Below are 17,329 nucleotides of genomic sequence, written 5' to 3'. Positions count from 1 at the left end.
CCTCTGGATTCTGGATGTGTTGCCACGCATGGTAGCACCATGGCCGAATGCGCTTGGCTTTCAGCCAGTGGCCAATAGTGCTAGCCGAGATCGTCGGCAACTGAGGAGATGCTGCTACGACGCGCGCTAACTCGCTCCAGCTCCATCGTGCCAGCGGAACTTCTTGCGTCTGTGGCAAGCTACAAGCCACGGCGGTCGCTTGCGCACGGACTTCAGCCTCGGCGCTCCCGAACGGGGCGCGTCGGCCAGCGAATGGGCGGCAGTCCACCTTTGGCGCCATTTGCACACCAGTCGATCGCTGATACCAACGGTTTGGGCAATCTGTTGATTGCTCCACTCAGGATGCTCGTTGACGAACAGGACAATCCGTGCGCGAACCGCCAGACTTTGCCCGGTGGTATGAGCACGGATCAGGCTGCGCAGATGCTCCTGTTCCTCGCTTGTCAATTCTATCGGATGGCTTGGTTTGGGTCCCCTCACAGTCTTTTCCTCCCAAGCCGAAACTACCTCGCTTTCTGACTATCGTCAATCTCGGAATGAATTGTGATACTCAGTACTTAGAATGAGAAAGCCCTGTGGTGCTGAAGCAGCTACTGATCCAGGCAGCAGCCTCATCTCCAACACCATCCTCTAACTGGTTGATCATTGCATCTGCGACTTCGGCGGGAGTCGTATCCCCCCTGTTAAGATCAACCAGAGTGCGAAGAGAAGAAAAGGAACGAGTGTAAAGAGACCGAGAGGAGCTTCCAGATAGCGATTCTGCGTCGAGAAGCTTGCGAAGAGAAACGAGACGCAGGTGTTCAGCACTGCGTGCCCAAGGGCTGCGGGCCAGATACATCCGCTGCCAAGACGGAGCCACGCCAGGAAGATGCCATAGAGCATGATCACCAGCGTAAATGCTGGAATGCTTACCCAGGGAAAAGCCGCCCCAAAGCCGTGATTGTTCAGCAGGATGGTCGGAATATGCCACAGTCCCCACAGCAAGCCTGTGAGCAGCGTGGCCTGGATGCTACCCAGGGGAAGCAGACGCAGTAACAAATAGCCACGCCATCCTACTTCCTCGCCAAACGTGGTGATCGTGACCAGCCCGACAATCACGATTGGCAATGCGATCAGCACGCCAGCCAGCTGTGGAGGTGACAGATGCAACTGCCGCACTGTTTCAGGCAGAATCCACCGCTGAATGCCGAGCAAGAAAGAGGCAGCCATGCCACTTCCTAAGAGCACGAGAGGAATCCCATAGGCCGCCACATACCAGCGCCATGGCCACCGTGTTCCAAGAGTAAAGAGGCAGAAGCCAGCGTCAGCGAACCCTTCACGGCGCAACAGACGCACCAGAACACTTGCAAGCCCCGGGCCAAACATGCTGATCGTCTCGGCCTGTGAAGTGAAGGGATACAGGCCAATGAGCAGCAGCCAACTGATGAGAAATGCCCCAATCAGATACCAGACGACACCATCCCAGTTTACGTTCTGCCGCTTTGAAGGTTGTATATGCATAAGTACTTTGTCTCCTCATCCACATGTTCAAAAGAGAGGCTTGCGCTCTCACATGAAGGCCAGCATCGAACATCGGTCGATCCCGCTCCACTAGCACCTGGATAGGACATTGGCGGCATCGGCTTGCTCATCTGGTAAGACAGATGGGATATCGCGCAGGAGAGCGATGAGCAGACAAACGAAACTTAGCACGGACAACACGGAGCTAGCGGCGTGGAACCTGTCCCAAGCATCACGGACGACGCGCCAGTCCCTCGGCAGGGTCTCAGGCGTCCAGGAGGCGATCTGTTGATTGAGCGGGTGATTACCAAAGGTAAATAGGACAAGCATCCCAGCAAAGCAAAGTGCTGCGATAAGTGTCACTCTCAGGGTCGTGCCCTGTCCACGCAGCAGAAAGGCCAACAGCCCTGTCGAGAGCAGACCGAGGACTTCGGCACTTCCTCCCACGATCGCAAAGCCTCCATAAAAGGTATGTTGTACGGTGAGCCAGTTTGCCCCGCTGAGCATGTGCTTGCCAGCAATCTCCAGATCATGCGTGAGCGTTAGCCCCAGTACCAGGGCCGCGCAGATCAGGCTCAGGAAACGCAGTGTTTTGAGCATAAGTATTCCTCATCGTTGTTCTTCTCAGAGGCGAGCAGGGTGCATGAGCATCCATGTGGACCACACGCCAGTGCGACTCGCGCTCTGGCAAGGTATGGTACAGATAATGAATGGTAACAACTTCAATTGGCCGTCGTCATCGCTGCTTGTTTGATTGAATGAGAAATCCTCTGGTTCGTGCTTTCGATCACGTCACAAGCAAGTGTTTAGTGATTGTTCCCAAACTTGGTCGTTACCATTCAGTATCTGCATCCACGCGATACCTCTTTTTGCACCACGACGATATGTACGAACCAAGCGTAGCAGAAAAGCAGCCGGAAGACATCCACCTCACGTCTGATTCTCCATCCGTCTCCGGTCCGATGACAACTACATACTTTTTGTGTACACTTATCTTCAGACCGATGTCTGGAAGAGAGGTGAGCACCTCACTCGCACCAAGATGATGGTCACGAGAAGCATCACGAAGAAATCATGGCAGGAGAGAGTCGATATGCATGCACCATCTGGGCTGGTACAAAAGCTCCTCTCTGTTCTCGAGCAGTCCGCCTCAGACGAGGAAGAAGATCGTTCAGCCGCATCTATTCTGATACTGGCATGCCTGTGGCTGGTCTTTCTCATCTACCCGTTCGTCGGATTGCTTCAACATGCTCCCCTGCTCGCAGCTCTGGTGCTGGCACTGGCTGGGACGCTCGTATTTTTCAGCCTTTACTTCTGGACGCTCTGGCGCATTGCTATGAAGAGCATGGCACGACCTCCTTGGGGTGTCCTTCTCCTCATGAGCACACTCGGGCTAGCCTTGCCGCTCCTGCAGGGTGCAGCCTGGCAGGGCTTCTTCATCTACACAGGCCTGCTCGCAGGCTTCACCCTGCGGCTGCGGGGCCTGCTCGCAGCCGTGACGATCATGGTAGGATTGACCATCCTGATTGCTGCTGTCACCCAGGCTCCTTGGTGGCAGACCGTTGCACTCATCACAGTCACCATCCTCGGGAGTGCTATGGCATCGGCAATCCGCCGTTTCCGTGAGATGAATCAGCAATTGCGCGTGGCCCACAAGCAGATTGCAACCCTGGCGGCAAGCGAGGAGCGCCTGCACCTGGCGCGCGAATTGCACGACTCGATCAAGCAGCAGGTCTTTGTTACTTCGATGGAGATTGGGGCAGCGCGTGTCCTGCTTGACCAGGATCGTGCGGAGGCACGGACACATCTGCAGGAGGCGGAAAGCACAATTGACCAGCTCCATCAGGATCTGAAAGCGCTTGTACAGACGTTGCGTCCGATACCTCTGGCCGGACAGAGCCTGGCGCAAGCTCTCCAAGTGCACTGCACCGCCTGGGCACAGCGGACGAAGATCACTGCTACTCTATCTCTGCACGGGGAGCAACCTCTCCCTCACCCCAAAGAGCAGGAGCTCTTTCGTGTGGTGCAGGAGGCACTAACCAATATCGAGAAGCATAGCGCGGCCTCGCAGGTGACCATCGCGCTGCATTGGAGCAAGAAACACCTCAAGATGTGTATCAAGGACAACGGACGTGGTTTCTTCCCAGAGGAGGCACGTAGCCGGGGCTATGGCCTCTCGCACATGCGCGAACGCATAACCGTGCTCTCTGGTGACCTGCACATCACCAGCGGACCATGCGGCGGGACAACCATCACCTGTCTCTGCCCGCTGCCCCTATCTGGAAGAGGAACAGAAGATGATAGAGCCGATTAGCGTCCTTTTGGTCGATGACCACGCCCTCGTGCGTAAGGGGGTACGCGGATTTCTCGAAACGCAACCAGGGATTCTGGTGGTGGCCGAAGCGAGCACGGGACAGGAAGCGGTCCGCTTGGCAGAGCAGTACGCACCAGATGTGGTACTGATCGATCTGCTGATGCCGGGGATGGATGGCATCGAAGCCACGCGCCAACTGCTGATGTGCTCACCGCGTAGCCGAGTAGTAGTGCTGACCTCCTATCACGAAGACGAGCATATCTTTCCAGCTATTCGCGCCGGAGCCCTCTCGTACTTGCTTAAAGATGTTAAGCCGGAAGAACTGACGGAAGCCGTGCGCAAAGCCGCCAGAGGCGAAGCCATCCTCCATCCGCGCATCGCGGCCCGCGTGGTACAGGAGTTCCAGAACGGACGCGAGATCCCGCCCCATCTGTTTCACGGGTTAAGTGAGCGTGAATTGGAGGTGCTGCGTTTGGTGGCAACAGGCAGGAGTAATGCAGAAATTGCAGGTATGCTCAGTATCAGTGAGAAAACAGTCAAAAGCCATGTGGGCAATATTCTCGGGAAATTGCACGTGGCGGATCGGACGCAAGCTGCTGTCTATGCCTGGCGTGAGGGTTTGATGCATCGAGAATAGATGCCGAGTCCTCCAGTAAAGAAGGCACCCACCCCGAACGTCTCTCGCAGACGTACCACGGGATCACTACTACGAAATTTGAGGAGTAATAGAGTGCGTGTATTCGCTCCTCATCCATTTGACTCATGAGCTCTTATTAGGGTACTGCAGTTTTGCATACCCAACTCGAGGACAGGACCTTCCCGTTTCTGCCCTTCCTCCTACGGTGGAAAGAGGAAAGCAGCAGGTCACCAGCGCTCCCTGGCCTTGGGCTACCGCTCCTGCACTCCCAGAAGTGTGCCTATTGGCTTTATGCAATGAAAGGAATGATGACGATGGCTACTATCAAAGCATTGGGGGATGCCAACGCTTTTCCAAAGCTGCTGGCATCCAGTCGAGAGACGGGATGGGAAGGGATAGAAGTGAGTGCCTTCCACGAACCCTCTCAGCTTGAGGAGTGGCAAATTCCAGGTATCAAAGATACCTCGCTGGCCCTGGTCATCCGAGGATCCCTCCATCTGGAACAACGGCCTGTCAATGGGGCGTGGAAGCAATACGTTCTTGCGCCTGGCCACCTGTTGCTCAACCCGGGGGAGAACATTGAGCTTCCCCCCGTTTGAAAGAGTCGGGAAATGTGGAATATACTAGACTCAATCAAACGAGGGAAGAAAGATGACCAAAGAACAAAAAGCCTACACGAAAGAGTTCAAAATCGAAGCTGTACGCTTGGCCGAGACCAGTGGCAAACCTATCACCGAGATCGCTCGTGATTTAGGGATAAGCGACAGCACCATTCATAACTGGCGTAAGCAGTTTTCCGAGCACGGCGAGCAGGCATTTCCAGGCAGCGGGCATCAAACACCCGAGGCCGAAGAACTGCGCCACCTCAAACGCGAACTGGAAGTCGTGAAACAAGAACGAGACATTTTAAAAAAAGCGCTTCATATATTTTCACGACAATAGCGGTGAAGTTTCAGTTTATCGAAGATCACCGGCAAGAATATGCGGTAAAGACGATGTGCCGAACACTTTCCGTCTCAGAATGTGGCTATTATGCTTGGCGCAAACGACCAAAGAGCGAGCGTGAGCAGAAGAACGAAGAACTCACGCAACACATTCAGCAAATTTTTGAGCACAATCGGCAGATCTATGGGAGTCCGCGCATTCATGTGGAACTGAACGATCTGGGGGTGAAATGTTCGCGTAAGCATGTGGCTCGTCTCATGAGAGCGGCAGGCATAAGTGCAGGACAGAAACGTCGCCGGGTTCGGACCACCGATAGCTCACATAAGAATCCAGTAGCGGACAATCGCTTGAATCGAGAGTTCAATGCTTTTGCCCCAAACACCAGATGGACAGGCGACATTACCGGCATTGAGACGGGGCAAGGCTGGCTCTATCTGGCGATCATCCTGGATCTGTATTCGCGGAAAGTGGTTGGATGGTCCATGTCCTTGCATCGTGATGAGGAGCTGGTCGAAAAAGCCTTGAAGATGGCACTGATCCAAAGATGCCCCAAATCAGGATTGATGCATCATACAGATCGAGGGAGTCAATATACTAGCCAAGCATATCAAGGTCTTTTAGCTAGTGCAGGAATCACCTGTAGTATGAGTCGAAAAGGCAACTGTTGGGATAACGCCCCTACGGAGAGTTTCTTTGGCACACTCAAACGAGAATGGACTCATCGACACCACTACCAAACTCAGACCCAAGCCAGGCAGTCCATTTTTGACGACATCGAAACGTTCTACAACCGCAAACGTCGGCATTCGGCACTCGGCTATCTCAGCCCTGTAGCCTATGAGCAGCTAAATAGAAAGGAGCTTGAAACAACTGTTTAAAACGTTGACGTAACGTATTTTTTCTGATAGAGTAAAAGTATCTTAAACGTTTAACGTAACGTTCTCTACGTTTTCTTCATCGAAAGCAAACTCATGAGACGTGGAACGCTCAGACGTTCTCCACACTCCTCGACTCTACGAAACGGGGTCAAGCTCAACTGAAGAAGGGAGAGAGAGCTACCATGCAAATCGGTCTTCAAGTCACGAATTTCACCTGGCCCGCTGGTCAGACTCATCTCGGTGACAACTTTGGTCTCCTTGCCCAACGAGCCGAACGTGCTGGCTTATCCAGCCTCTGGGTCATGGATCACTTCTTTCAAAATGTCGGCCCGGCTGAGAAGGAAATGCTCGAAGGATGGAGCGCCCTTGCCTTTGCCGCCGCTTGCACCAATCGTATCAAACTCGGCACCCTGGTTACCGGCGTCACCTATCGTCATCCCGCCATCCTGGTAAAAACAGCGACGACCCTGGATGTCCTCTCACATGGGCGTACCTACTTCGGCATTGGCACTGCCTGGCATGAGCAGGAACATCGTGGATTAGGCGTGCCTTTCCCGTCGATGACCGAGCGTTTTGAACGATTAGAGGAAGCGCTGCAGATTGCTCTTCAGATGTGGGCTGGCGACGAAACTCCCTATCGTGGCAAGTACTATCAGCTTGACCGACCGCTGAATTCCCCACAGGCCGTTCAGAAGCCTCACCCTCCCATACTCATCGGAGGCACAGGTGAACGCAAGACGCCGCAACTGGTTGCTCGCTACGCCGATGCCTGGAACATCCCGAATGTCCCGATGCTCGGCGATGAGCAAGTGAAGCGCAAACTGGCAACTATGCAGGAGTATTGTCAGGCTATCGGTCGGCCTTACGAGGAGATTGAGAAAAGCATACTTGAGACCATGCATGTGAGTCGTGATGGTCGCCCTGGAACCGTCACTCCAGCGGAAGCCATTGAGCGATGCGCCTTCCTGGCCTCTTTAGGTATCGATCAAGTCATTCTCTGTATGTTTTCAGAGTATTATGATCTGGAGACGTTCGACCTGCTGGCAAACGAAGTCATTCCAGTGGTAGAGAAGATCGAGGTCGCAGGTCGCTGACAGCACCTAGGAAATGGCTGGACATCATTGTGCGCGCGTCGGCACAATTGGATCATGCAACGCGTGAGTGGTTGGGGCGCTTGAAACGGGAAGCCTAGCGGAGGAGGCTCTGTTCCTTTGGGGACATATCTCTTTTCCCCGTTTTACTGCCCACTTACCTATCCAATTTCCGCCCAACGCGCACAATGATGGACACGATTTCTTCTCTTCTTGTAGGAGAAAGATTGGTCTTGACCCAGAAAAGTGTGGAAGGTAAACTAGAGAGAATGGACTTCCACAGAAAGGGAACAGACCATGCAAAAGAAACAAAGGACATTTACACGAGAGTTCAAGAGAGAAGCAGTCCAACTCGCAAAAACCAGTGGAAAGCCGATGATCCAAATTGCAAGGGATTTGGGCATTGCTGACAGCACGCTGCATCATTGGTGTAAGGAGTTTGACGAGCATGGGGTGCAAGCATTTCCTGGAAGTGGGCATCAAACACCTCAAGAAGAAGAAATGAGACAATTAAAGAGAGAAAACGAATTATTGCGCCAAGAACGTGATATCTTAAAAAAAGCGCTGGGCATCTTCTCGCGCGGCCAGCTCTGACCTTTCCTTTCATTGCAGAGCAGAGCCAACACTATGCCATCACGATGCTCTGTAAGACCCTTGAGGTGTCGGAGAGTGGCTACTATGCCTGGAAAAATCGAGAGCCTTCCCAGCATTGTCGAGAAGATGCCCGTCTCGCCGCCGAAATTCAACAACTGTTCCTGGAGCACAGAAAGCTTTATGGGAGTCCACGCATTCATATGCTGCTCAAAGAACGAGGGATCAGCACAGCTCGCAAGCGAGTTGCACGTTTGATGCGTGAGCTGGGCTTGTCAGCGCTGCCCAAACGGTCGCGCAAACCGACAACGAAAAGCGACCCTCATGCTCGTTTTGCTCCTAATCTCCTCCAACGAGAATTTCACGCGGATGCACCCAATACGAAGTGGGTCTCGGATACCAAAGCCGTCGAGACTGCTGAGGGGTGGCTGTATCTGGTCGTGATCCTGGACCTCTTCTCGCGCATGGTGGTCGGCTGGGCGATGGGGACATCGGAGGATTCGGAACTGACTGAGCTGGCTCTGCGTATGGCGGTAGCGCACAGGCATCCTGGATCTGATTTGCTTCATCATTCTGACCGAGGAACTGAATTTACTTCCGAGCGGTATCAGGCAGCTTTGCGTGAGGAAGGCATTGAAGTCAGCATGAGTCGCACTGCAAATTGCTGGGATAACGCTGCAATGGAATCGTTCTTCGCTACTCTCACGAAAGAGTGTACCAATCGAATACGCTTCCAGACAAGGCAGCAAGCTCGTACAGCCATTTTCGAGTATCTCGAATGTTTTTATAATCCCATTCGTTTGCATTCGACATTGCAGTATGTCAGTCCGCTTGCTTTCGAGCACACTTCCGAAAATAAGATGAGATAACCTCCCAGTTTATCATCTACATTTTTCTGGGTGAATTCCAAGTACGTTTCAATCATACGGGAAAAGGAGAACATCTAGAGTCATCCCTGTCCCGCCGTTATGATAGACCAGCAGGAGAGAGAATTCTGTCGTATTTTTGTGAATCTTGTTGAAAAGCGGGGGAGTTGTCAGGATTGACGACGATACTGACGTGGAGTCATGCCAAGACGGCTTTTGAATGCTTGCGTAAAGTGGCTCTGATTCTGAAAGCCGACATCTAATGCTACCTGGCTTAGTGGCAGATCAGTCGCTTTGAGCAATTGCCGGGCCTGTTCAAGGCGTTTGTCCAGCACGAACTGATGAGGAGTCTTCCCCGTGGTTTGTCGAAAGAGCTGCGCAAAATGATAGGGGCTGTAGCCGACCTGTCGAGCAAGTAGCTCCAGTGAGATCGGCTGGGCTAGGTGAACCAGAATATACTCGGTGACTCGTTTCAACTGCCGAGGGGTAAGCCTTCGCAGAGATGGCTTGACCGTGATGTCCGTCGTCAGGTAGTGGGTCAGCAGATGAACCACCAACATCTGCGCCGCTGTCTCCGCGTAGAGTTGGCCGCCAGGGGTGAGCTGCTCTAGCTCCCGCCGCAACGCCAATCCCATTTGTGCCAGCAGTGGGTCTCGGAAGCCAGAAAGCTCCTTGAGCGTGAGGCGGGCCGGATCACGATCCGCAAGCTGCTCGGCACTGCGAACAAAGAGGTCCGCGCTCAGATGCAGATGGAGTGCCTCAATAGGCTCGCGGGACTGGCTATGCCAGCGCAGTTCATATGGGTCTCCCCCTCCAGGAGTCAAAAACAAGTCCCCTTCGTGGACGGAAACCGCTTCCCAGGAACCATTGACCGCTCTGCTTTCAAAATCCATGGCACCTTGTGTGACCAGCACGAGATGAATATCGGGAACAGCTGGCAAGAGCACACTCTCTACCTCCATTGGCTCATGAAACTCGCGGACCACGACCCCTTGCCAACCAGCGCTCCAACTGGAAAGAACTGGCACCGTGATGGTATAGCGTTCAAAGTCATGTGTTGATGTCGACCGAGGAATATCCTGCATGCTGCTTATCCTCTCTTTCGTCAGAGGTGAGAACCTGCTTTGACACACCTTCCAGAGTATAGCACAAGCGACACGACATGAGGTGCAGTCTTAGATCGTTCGTAACACAGGCCACCCTTCTACCAAACCTGGACATCATTTTCTCCTCTCTGGAAAGACAAAACCTCTACACAGGATTCGGAATGGTGTCTCTGATTCAGGCTAGGCAGCCACCCCAAACAGTTTGGCAATCAAGGTCACCTGGCCTTTCACATCTCCTTTGTCCACCCCTTGGACTTGTCCTTTTCGGAGCATGTTCATCATCTCGAAACCTTGCAGTGTTCGCCAGGCGGTCTCGAAGGAAAAGAAGCCCATCCCAGGCTTCGTCAACCGTTTGATGAAGCGATGATCTTGCTCGATCAGATTGTTGAGGTATTTCACCTGTCTGAGTTCGACTGCTTCGGGAAGGAAGGATACCAACAGCTTTGATCTCAGCAATTGCCTTGGGATACGCCGCGTTTTTGTCAACATTGATCACGCGAGGGGCTGACATGGTGGAATCGGGGTCAGGTAGAGGTGTGGGCGAAGTCACATGCTCTTCGAGCGAACATGCTTGGAAAGTTGAAAATGTCAAAGAGTGCAGCGCTTTACAGAAAAAGCGTTTGGCTGCTTCAGCGTCCCGTGTTGGACTGAGGAAGAACTCGATCGTGTTCCCTGCGGAATCCACAGCTCTGTACAAGTAAAACCAGACTTTTTTGATCTTGATGTACGTCTCATCCACGCGCCAGGAGTCGTTGCATGCCTTGAGGTGAGGTCGACAACGTTTCTCCAATTCAGGAGCATAGTGCTGAACCCAGCGATAGATCGTGGTGTGATCCACGTGCAGACCCCGTTCGAGCATCATCTCTTCCAGGTCACGATAACTGAGTAGTCCCCCACACTGAAGGTGATGCCTGGTTCTCGTTCCCTTAAGAAGGAATTTCCTCGCGTGAGGGATACAAGTGTTTCAGTTTGATGCGTGCATCGGGAGGAGTAAAGCGCCACTGCACCATGGCTTTTTGCGCGTTGCGTGCGTGCTCCCATGCAGCAATTTCTTGACGGAGTTGCTCGATATTGCTGATACGCCTCTTCAAACATTGGTTGACTAAGACCGATAACTCAATTTCCACCATATTCAACCAACTCCCGTGGAGTGGTGTGTAATGCCATTCGATCCTTTTTGCCAAACGGAGTGCTTCTGGGAAAGGAAACGTTTCATACAGAGCAGCAGGCGTATGTGTATTCAGATTATCGAGGACTAGCCGCACTTTGGAAGCAGAGGGATATTTCTCATCAAGCAGGTATTTGAGACAGTCGGCGAAATCTCGCTTCGTGCGGGTGGCTTTGACCAGAGCATGCCGCCAACCCGCTTGTGGCTCAAACATCAAGAAAGTGCTACACGCACCATGGCGCGAAAATTCCGTATCCTCGCGAGCCAGGCGACCCGATTGCACTGGTTGGGGTGGTTGCAGGTGTCCAATCAGTTGACAAGGACGCTCATCGATGCACACAACAGGGAACGCTGGATCGTAGGGCTGCATGTACAAATCCAGGAGATCTTCCATCCGCCAGACGAACTCCGCCCCGACTTTCGGAATACACCACTCTTCTTTCAACCAGGGCTTGAGTTCCTTTTTTTTAAGACGCGACGAACTGTCTCATCAGAAATGCTGTCCACGATGTGCAATTGCACCAGTCGGTTCGCGAGCAATTCGAGCGTCCAGCAAGTGCGGCCTTCGGGAGCATCACTGCAAGCAAGCGCGACCAGATAGGCTTCTTGCTTCCCATCGAGTCGAGGCTTTGCGCCAGGACGAGGGAATTCAGTGAGCGCATGATCTAACCCTTTTTGACAGTACCGTTTGCGAACCCGTTGGACCGTTGCCCGACCGACTTCCAGCGTCTGCGCAATTTCGTCGTCCGATTTGCCTTGATGGGCTAGTAATAAGATGTATCCTCTGGCGATGGTTCGGGCGGAATGTTCCCCCACTTTCAGGAGGTCATGCAATGTTGTCCGATCTTCGTCGCTCAGACAGACTTTGTGGATGAGGGCCATGCGGTTCTGCTCCTTTTTTTCTCAGCATACCTTAAGGAGCAGCCAGGCATCAACTTTACTGTGGTGGACTACTGAGCGCATAGCACAGATACCAGCGAACACACAGGAGAATGAGGTCAGCCTGGAAGTGACGCCATTTGAAGGGATTCGGGTTCTGCTTGCTCATAGACGGGACCTTTTTCGCTCTTTTCTTTCCACTGTAGCAGATCAGCTTCGTCTTTGCAACACAGCCCGTGCCAAGAAAGAGAGAAACCCTCCAGAGACATTTAAACCTAAATGACCAACATCATCTTTACATGGTTCTCTGAGTAAATTGCTGTATTAGACTTCGCTCATTATGCTAAGATCCGGTTCCTTGATAATGATTTTGCCCAACTTGCCAAAACATGCATGTTAATGTGAACAGACTTAATCCGACAAGGGGCGTTATATAGGCAAACATGGGAGTAAAAGGAATCTCATTTGTCCGACTCAAAAAAGCGGTTGCAGGATAGTAGCTAATAAATCCTACAGGTATTATAAAAGTAAGTAAAATTTTGATGAATGTATTGTAGATCGTTAAGGGGTAGAGCGAAAAGTAGTCATTAAACATCATTACGATAGGAGCAATACGCTGTGCATCCGTTATCCAAAAAGCTAACACGTGAACAATGATAAAGAGAGAGGCCTCTATCAGGCATCCACCAATTACAATTAATAACAGGTAGCCTAAAGACAACAATGTCCAATGTATATCAAGTAAGTTACTTGCAGATATCAGGCAAACAATACCTGTACCTAAATCCCCAATGCTAGCTGGGTGGTAGTACCAGATAAGTATCTGAAAGAGAGGGTTTAGAGGACGCAAAAGGAAACGGTCGAAATCTCCTTGACGGACATAGAAAGACAAGCGCTGAACATTAGAGAAACACATCACTCGTAAACCATGAGCTACCAAACGTAAACTGAACAGAAAGAATACCTCCTGAAAGCTCCACTGTTGCAAGCTTTGAAAGCGAGATAATACTGACCAGATAAACAATAAAATAATCAGGTTAGAGGAAATAGCGCTAAAAATATATACAATGAAATTCACTTTGTATTCCATACAGGTTTTTCCATTGGCTATCAGTAGGCATTTCATAACACTCAGCCAGTACATAATATCATCCTCCTTGTACGACAAGTTTATGTTGCGCAGCTTTCCAGATCCATGAAACCGTTATTGACAAAATACCAATCCAGAGTAATTGACTAGAGATAGCAAACCACATTACTGATCCAGTAATTTTTCCAATATAAATAGATATTGGAATATAGATAATACCCTGGAAGGGGAGTAAGTTAGTGATCTGTTGTACGGTGGGTGGCAGAAACCAAAAAGGAATAAGCGCACCAGACAAGAAACCTACAAGTAAATTAGACGCCCAGTTGATGCCAGAGAGTTCAAGTGTCCAGAATGCTGTAAGTCCAATAATGATAGAGATGAGGAAGTTCAACACAAAACCTAGAAGTAAACTGATTAGATAGACAAATCCTGCTTCTGGAGATGAAGGTAATTGCATACCTTTAAATAAAATAGCTATGACAAGAGTTGCCCCTGCTATTGGTATAGTTGATATTAAGCCTCCTATAGCTCTTGCAAACATTGCATAGAGAAACTTATAGGGGCGAAATAAATCGATGATAATATTGCCTTCGCGAACACGATCTAGAAGGCTCTGTCTAATATCACTATAAGTAATACAGTTTAGTTGTATCATACTGAGTGTAGAGTAAGTGATCATTGCGGTTAGCGTTATCCCATTATATGTCTTATTACCCTCATAAACTGCAATCCAGAAGACAAGAAGGAAATAAATACGTAATAGCATGCCAACGATCCAGACTATGGATGCAATACGGTATGCAAATACCATCCTTAACTCTGCCTGCATCAATTTAAGATAACAGTGTAACATTTGAGGCCTCGATTCACTGCTAGTTTTTTCGTTCGTATAACTCTCGAATCACTTCTTCCAAAGGAGGTTCCTCAATGATAAGATCATTAATCACATACCGTTTGCTGAGATCGATAATAATCTGCTGAGGATTCACTGTACGTTCGAAACGAAATGTAATTCGTGTTGCTTCTTGTTGCTCAATTTTAGCCTCACTAGCCCAAATATCAGAATATCCTTCTGCCATATGCACTGTGAGTCTCCGATGGGGTGCAAAACGACGTTTAATTTCTTCAATTGTGCCATCATAAAGCAATTTTCCTCCGTCGATGATGAGTATTCTTTGACACAATCTTTCCACATCTACCATATCATTCGAGGAGAGGATAATTGTAGTACCAAGTTTACGATTGCTTTCACTAATGAATTGACGCACACATTCCTTTGCAATGATATCAAGCCCTAATAGAGGCTCATCTAAGAAGGCTATTGTTGGATTGTGTAAGAAAGCAGCAATAAGTTCTCCGCGCATACGTTGGCCTAAAGAAAGTTGACGAACCGGTATATTAAGCAATTTATCGATTTCAAGTATTTGCATATACTCGGCAATATTGCGCTTATATATCTCCTTTGGGATCTGATAAATTGCACGCAAAATTTCCATTGAATCTCGTAATGGTAAGTCCCACCAAAGTTGTGAGCGCTGCCCAAATACAATCCCCGTACGACGTGCAAGTTGCTGTCGATACCTAAAAGGATTAAGCTCATCTACTTTTATAGAGCCGGAAGTAGGAACTAGCACCCCAGTAAGCATCTTGAAAGTAGTTGATTTTCCAGCCCCATTTGGACCAATATAGCCAACAAGTTCTCCGCGTTTGATAGAGAAACTAACGTCATCTACTGCATGTCTAATGTCATATTCTTTGGAGAAAAAAGAATGTAATAATCCTCTAGCCCCAGGAAAACGTTTAAAAGTTTTATAATCTCTTGATAGATGCTCTACTCTTATAATATGCTTTTCCATTATTAAATCCTTTTGCCCTAGCTAGTTAAATGTTTGGTGTAAGTTACGGGAGCCTTCTACCAGTCAATAAGATCAGCAAAAGCTAAAGGGAGCCATTGCAGATCAGTCAGGTCTCGCATCAAGCGCTACATTTCTTGTTAAGTAGCGGAGACTGTGTTGCTAGTGGAGAGTTGAGCGAGTTGCAATTGATAAATTGTTCCTGGGTTGAGAGGGTGGCGCTGCCCAATCAAATCTCACTTACTATGATGATCAGTACTTTGTTGAGGGGTCTTTGGCAGCAAGCGATTCAAATGACATATAAATACGATTTCATCAATAACGGTAAAAACAGATAGACATGAATTTAGAGAAATGTGACCCCAAGATGACCGCCTTTCGTCCTGGGAATTTTTTCCCCTTCCTGCTATGCTTTGTCTACAAGAGCAACATTACTGTTATGAGCAAAACGTCGTTCACGTTTTTAGATGAAATTTCCAGAAAGCGCCAATCGCAGTTTAACTAACGCGATGTGCAAGTTTGCCTTGCCAAAGAAAAAGCTCATGGGGTATTCTCAGAAAAAACCTAAACCACTTTCTGAGGAGAAACCACATGAACTTGGACGATTTTATTATCACATGTTTTTGTGTGATTGACGAGATGATGCCAATGATACTCACAGACGATCGGCTGCGAACACGAGGGCCAGCCCCAAAGTTGTCGGATAGCGAAGTGATCACGATGGAAATCGTGGGAAGTTATCTGGGCCTGAGTCAGGATAAGGCCCTGTTGACCTACTTTCAACGTCATTATTGCCACTTCTTTCCGGCACTTGTGAGCTTGCATCGCACGACCTTCGTGCGGCAAGCAGCCAATCTGTGGGGCATTAAAGAACGTGTGTGGTGTTGGCTGCGTGATGAAGCGATCAGCGACGATCCGAGCTTGTCCATCGTGGATAGTGTCCCGGTTCCGGTCTGTCGTTTTGCTCGTGCGCCTTGGTGTGTCCGCTTTCGAGGCGAAGCCAGGTATGGGAAAGACCACGCAGATCGGCAGACGTTTTATGGCTTTCGGCTGCATGCCCAACTCAGTTGGCCTGGACTGCTCACGCGTCTGTTTTTGGCTCCTGCCAATGAAGCGGATGGGGAAATCGTCCCGCTCGTGTTGGAAGGAGTAACCGGCGTGGTGTTGGGAGATCGCAACTATTGGCTTCCTGACCTGCAGACGTTTTTGCGCACGAAGGGCATTCTGTTGCAAGCGCCGTTCCGAAAAGCCCATTCGCCTAAAGCTGCTGCCTCCCACAGTCCTGTTTTGGGACGCGTCCGCTATCTCATCGATACGGTCTTCGGTCAGTTGACCGACCGTTGCCAGATGAAGCGGGTCTGGGCCAGGGATCTGTGGCATCTGCTTTTTCTTCAATCAGCAAGAGCAGGCTCCTTTGCTTCAATTTGATCGGCTGGTTGTTTGAGAAAACTTGCACATCGCGTTAACTAGGATTAGGTACTGACATTGGTTTGTACGCAATCATGAGGCTTGCCAGAAATTCACTGAGATTTTATCAAGACCTTGTCCACTCTATGCTCACCGGGTTAGTTCTCAACTCTCATTCGGATACTGGCAAGTTGTAAGTTATACTATGAAGAAAGGATGTCCTGTCTACATGTATCCTCAACTTCCTTCTTTCGATGGCCACAATCATTGGTATTTAGTTCAATGTAGGTTAAAAAAGGAAATTTTAGCAAAAGATTTATTTCAGCGTATTTATAATATTAAAGCATATTGTCCAGAATATAAGATTAAATCTGCAGGAAAGATACAACATGTTCCTTTCTTTCCTGGATATATTTTTGCTCAGATTGACTTGCAGAAAATCTCTTTGAGACAAATAAATACAACTCCTGGGGTTATACGCCTCGTGAACTTTGGCGGTGATCTCTCTCCCATACCTTCAAGTATTGTGGAAACAATTGCTCAGCGATCACTAGATCTCGATCCTCTTATGCTGACAGATTTTGCGCCAGGAGATTTAGTAAGATTTAAACAGAATGGGGCGCTCCAAGATCTAGAAATGATATTTGTTGGACCAATGAGTTCAACCCAACGGGTGCGTGTTCTTCTTACATTCCTGGGACGCTTGAAGGAAACCTATGTAGATGTCGCCTCTATAGAAAAAAATCCTATCCAGCAAGTATATCAAAGAAAAAGAGGAACTAGAGGGAAAAGACGTAATATCAAATATTCTGAATAAATCGATCGATTTTTCTGTAAGAATCTGGCTTGTTTTCCTTGACCCACCTGAGCCTGATCGCTAGCAAATCACGCGTAGTTGGGCAGACGAGAGCACTGCTCCAACCAAAAGCCATGAAAAAGACAAGATTCTTCTCGGAGGTAGGGTAGAAGTACGACTTACCAAAAGCGAACAAGCGTTTCTCATC

General features: G+C 49.7%; 13 protein-coding genes and 5 pseudogenes. 8 read left to right on the top strand and 10 right to left on the bottom strand.

From position 1 onward, the window contains the following. Positions 1 to 126 precede the first annotated feature (126 nt). From K3T83_RS58140 to K3T83_RS37700, 3 genes are all read right to left on the bottom strand, one after another. Positions 127 to 480: a helix-turn-helix domain-containing protein gene (locus K3T83_RS58140; RefSeq protein WP_220208048.1), complete on the bottom strand. Its 354-nt coding sequence runs from the start codon at positions 478 to 480 to the stop codon at positions 127 to 129. Between the two features lie 162 nt (positions 481 to 642). Continuing rightward, positions 643 to 1,500, bottom strand: a complete 858-nt coding sequence (locus tag K3T83_RS37705) for a CPBP family glutamic-type intramembrane protease (protein WP_220208047.1) — start codon at positions 1,498 to 1,500, stop codon at positions 643 to 645. Positions 1,501 to 1,590: 90 nt separating this feature from the next. After that, positions 1,591 to 2,100 (bottom strand): anthrone oxygenase family protein, encoded by a 510-nt coding sequence (locus K3T83_RS37700; protein WP_220208046.1) that lies wholly within the window; start codon positions 2,098 to 2,100, stop codon positions 1,591 to 1,593. Between the two features lie 493 nt (positions 2,101 to 2,593). On the opposite strand from K3T83_RS37700, the gene K3T83_RS37695 reads away from it, so the two are divergent. The 6 genes and pseudogenes from K3T83_RS37695 to K3T83_RS37665 all read left to right on the top strand — a co-directional run bounded on the left by K3T83_RS37695 (position 2,594) and on the right by K3T83_RS37665 (position 8,825). Beyond that, positions 2,594 to 3,814 carry a sensor histidine kinase gene (locus K3T83_RS37695; RefSeq protein WP_220208045.1) on the top strand — a complete coding sequence of 407 codons (1,221 nt, stop codon included), beginning with the start codon at positions 2,594 to 2,596 and terminating at the stop codon, positions 3,812 to 3,814. After that, complete coding sequence (locus K3T83_RS37690) at positions 3,798 to 4,451, top strand: response regulator (RefSeq protein WP_220208044.1); 654 nt, start codon at positions 3,798 to 3,800, stop codon at positions 4,449 to 4,451. The genes K3T83_RS37695 and K3T83_RS37690 overlap by 17 nt, the downstream gene beginning before the upstream one ends. Before the next feature lie 314 nt (positions 4,452 to 4,765). Continuing rightward, positions 4,766 to 5,050 (top strand): hypothetical protein, encoded by a 285-nt coding sequence (locus K3T83_RS37685; protein ID WP_220208043.1) that lies wholly within the window; start codon positions 4,766 to 4,768, stop codon positions 5,048 to 5,050. 52 nt (positions 5,051 to 5,102) lie between these two features. Continuing rightward, a pseudogene (locus tag K3T83_RS37680) lies at positions 5,103 to 6,274 on the top strand (IS3 family transposase). Between the two features lie 182 nt (positions 6,275 to 6,456). Continuing rightward, positions 6,457 to 7,368, top strand: coding sequence for an LLM class F420-dependent oxidoreductase (locus K3T83_RS37675; protein WP_220208042.1), 912 nt, complete (start codon positions 6,457 to 6,459; stop codon positions 7,366 to 7,368). 294 nt (positions 7,369 to 7,662) lie between these two features. Further along, positions 7,663 to 8,825: pseudogene (locus tag K3T83_RS37665) on the top strand (IS3 family transposase). A gap of 167 nt (positions 8,826 to 8,992) precedes the next feature. Here K3T83_RS37665 and K3T83_RS37660 read toward each other — a convergent pair. The 7 genes and pseudogenes from K3T83_RS37660 to K3T83_RS37630 form a co-directional block, all read right to left on the bottom strand. After that, positions 8,993 to 9,907: an AraC family transcriptional regulator gene (locus K3T83_RS37660; RefSeq protein ID WP_220208041.1), complete on the bottom strand. Its 915-nt coding sequence runs from the start codon at positions 9,905 to 9,907 to the stop codon at positions 8,993 to 8,995. Positions 9,908 to 10,108: 201 nt separating this feature from the next. Next, positions 10,109 to 10,790: pseudogene (locus K3T83_RS37655) on the bottom strand (IS6 family transposase). A 64-nt stretch (positions 10,791 to 10,854) separates the two neighbouring features. Further along, positions 10,855 to 11,978, bottom strand: a protein-coding gene (locus K3T83_RS37650) for an IS630 family transposase (protein ID WP_220208040.1) whose coding sequence is annotated in 2 segments (ribosomal slippage) — positions 10,855 to 11,570 and positions 11,570 to 11,978 — 1,125 coding nt in all. Because the reading frame shifts where the segments join, the coding sequence is not laid out codon by codon here. Positions 11,979 to 12,048: 70 nt separating this feature from the next. Continuing rightward, positions 12,049 to 12,144, bottom strand: a pseudogene (locus tag K3T83_RS37645) (IS6 family transposase); the annotation flags it as partial. Positions 12,145 to 12,318: 174 nt separating this feature from the next. After that, entirely contained in the window at positions 12,319 to 13,119 is an 801-nt protein-coding gene (locus K3T83_RS37640) for an ABC transporter permease (RefSeq protein WP_220208039.1), read from the bottom strand. A 4-nt stretch (positions 13,120 to 13,123) separates the two neighbouring features. Beyond that, the gene (locus K3T83_RS37635) at positions 13,124 to 13,876 is read right to left on the bottom strand and encodes an ABC transporter permease (RefSeq protein ID WP_220208038.1); all 753 of its coding nucleotides are present in this window, start codon (positions 13,874 to 13,876) and stop codon (positions 13,124 to 13,126) included. A gap of 61 nt (positions 13,877 to 13,937) precedes the next feature. Continuing rightward, the gene (locus K3T83_RS37630) at positions 13,938 to 14,921 is read right to left on the bottom strand and encodes an ABC transporter ATP-binding protein (RefSeq protein WP_220208037.1); all 984 of its coding nucleotides are present in this window, start codon (positions 14,919 to 14,921) and stop codon (positions 13,938 to 13,940) included. Between the two features lie 588 nt (positions 14,922 to 15,509). On the opposite strand from K3T83_RS37630, the pseudogene K3T83_RS37625 reads away from it, so the two are divergent. Both K3T83_RS37625 and nusG read left to right on the top strand, forming a co-directional pair. Next, positions 15,510 to 16,362: pseudogene (locus K3T83_RS37625) on the top strand (IS982 family transposase). 192 nt (positions 16,363 to 16,554) lie between these two features. Beyond that, entirely contained in the window at positions 16,555 to 17,142 is a 588-nt protein-coding gene (gene nusG / locus K3T83_RS37620; RefSeq protein ID WP_220208035.1) for a transcription termination/antitermination protein NusG, read from the top strand. Positions 17,143 to 17,329: the final 187 nt, after the last annotated feature.

This window comes from Reticulibacter mediterranei, from assembly GCF_016587455.1.
Note: the sequence above shows the minus strand (reverse complement) of the source record. Positions and strands in the feature narration are given on the sequence as shown.